Here is a 1,221-nt window from a genome sequence, read left to right as displayed (position 1 = left end):
GTGCCGGGTGGGCCGTAGGGGTTGGCGATGAAGCGTTCGGCGGTGAGGGCGGGGCGGTTGAGGTAGCCGCGGGCGAGGCCTGGGCCGGAGACGTGGAGTTCGCCGGTGGCGCCGGTGGGCAGGGGGCGTAGGCCGGTGTCGAGGATGTGGAGGTGGAGGTCGGGGATGGGGTGGCCGATGGTGCTGGTGGGGGTGTGGGTGTGGGTGGTGGTGAGGGGGGTGTGGGTGACGTGGACGGTGGTTTCGGTGATGCCGTACATGTTGGTGAGTCGGGGGGTGTGGTCGGGGTGGTGTCGGTACCAGTCGGTGAGGCGGGTGGGGTCGAGGGCTTCGCCGCCGAAGATGACGTGGCGTAGGGAGAGTTGGTGGGTGGTGTCGGGGTTTTCGGTGGTGGCTTGGGTGAGTTGGTAGAAGGCGGAGGGGGTTTGGTTGAGGATGGTGACCTTTTGGTCGGTGAGGAGGTGGAGGAGGTCGGTGGGGGTGCGGGTGGTGGTGTGGGGGACGATGACGAGTCGGCCGCCGGTGAGGAGTGCGCCCCAGATTTCCCAGACGGAGAAGTCGAAGGCGTAGGAGTGGAAGAGGGTCCAGACGTCGGTGGTGGTGAAGTGGAACCAGTGGTTGGTCTGGGTGAGGAGGCGTAGGACGTTGTGGTGGGGGATGGTGACGCCCTTGGGGGTGCCGGTGGAGCCTGAGGTGTAGATGATGTAGGCGGTGTTGTGGGGGTTGAGTTGCCTGGTGGGGTTGGTGGTGGGGTGGTGGTCGAGGGGGTGGGTGTCGAGGAGGAGGTGGGGGGTGTCGGTGTGGGGGAGGTCGGTGGTGGTGGGGGTGGTGGTGATCAGGAGTGTGGGGCGGGCGTCGGTGAGGGTGTGGGTGATGCGGTCGGTGGGGTAGTCGGGGTCGATGGGGAGGTAGGCGGCGCCGGCTTTGAGGACGGCGAGGAGGGCGATGACCATGTCGGGGGAGCGGGGGAGGGCGAGGGCGACGATGTGTTCGGGGCCGATGCCCTGGTTGATGAGGTGGTGGGCGAGTTGGTTGGCGCGGGTGTCGAGTTCGGTGTAGGTGAGGGTGGTGGATTCGAAGGTGAGGGCGGTCGCGTCGGGGGTGCGGCGGGCCTGGGCTTCGAAGGCGTCCGGGATGCAGTTCGAGACGGACGGGTCGTCGGGAGCGGTGTTCCGCACGGCGGCCGGCACGCGTTCCGCCTCGGTGCGGACGTCGATCCGG

General features: G+C 68.2%; 1 protein-coding gene. It reads right to left on the bottom strand.

Features of this window, described 5'->3' with window-relative positions; translation table 11 throughout:
* On the bottom strand, window positions 1–1,221 hold a 1,221-nt coding region (locus ACFV04_RS43755; protein WP_380536661.1), incomplete at both ends, for an amino acid adenylation domain-containing protein.

Source organism: Kitasatospora sp. NPDC059599, from assembly GCF_042735125.1.
Taxonomy (GTDB): domain Bacteria; phylum Actinomycetota; class Actinomycetes; order Streptomycetales; family Streptomycetaceae; genus Kitasatospora.
This window is presented reverse-complemented; position numbering and strand designations above follow the sequence as displayed.